The sequence below is a fragment of the Bowmanella yangjiangensis genome (assembly GCF_017255015.1).
Taxonomy (GTDB): domain Bacteria; phylum Pseudomonadota; class Gammaproteobacteria; order Enterobacterales; family Alteromonadaceae; genus Bowmanella; species Bowmanella yangjiangensis.
Map to the genome: position 1 here is coordinate 1 of NZ_JAFKCS010000683.1, position 386 is coordinate 386.

Consider the following 386-nt stretch of genomic DNA (forward strand, 5'->3'; position numbering starts at 1 on the left):
GACCGAGCCGACTTCCAGCACCCAGTCCGTCGGCGCGCTGCTGTCGCGTTGCACGCTGAGTTTGATCCACCAGGGATTCAGGCTCTGGCCCACGCTGGCCCGCCCGTTGGCTGCCTGAAAGCGCGATTGCTGTGTGGCTGAGGTTATGTCGCCGATGCTCAGCGTGCCGTGCGAATCCTCCAGCAGCTCGACGTCGGCGTTGAGCGCCGAGCCGCTGCTGGTCGCGCTCAGAGTGATGACGGGGGCCGCCTGGCTGGTGGAGGCCAGCCACAGCAAGAGAGCGAGCGATAAGACGAAACGCTGCAGCATAGGCATCCTGATAGGCGGTGTCCGAGTGTTTTGAGTATATGCACAGGAACGTTATTGATCGAAAACAAATATGGCCT

General features: G+C 61.4%; 1 protein-coding gene. It reads right to left on the reverse strand.

Going from position 1 to position 386, the window contains the following annotated elements; genetic code table 11:
* A partial coding sequence (locus tag J0A65_RS26255; protein ID WP_206597123.1) for a 7TMR-DISMED2 domain-containing protein occupies positions 1–309 on the reverse strand: 309 nt, incomplete at its 3' end.
* Between the last annotated feature and the right edge of the window lie 77 nt (positions 310–386).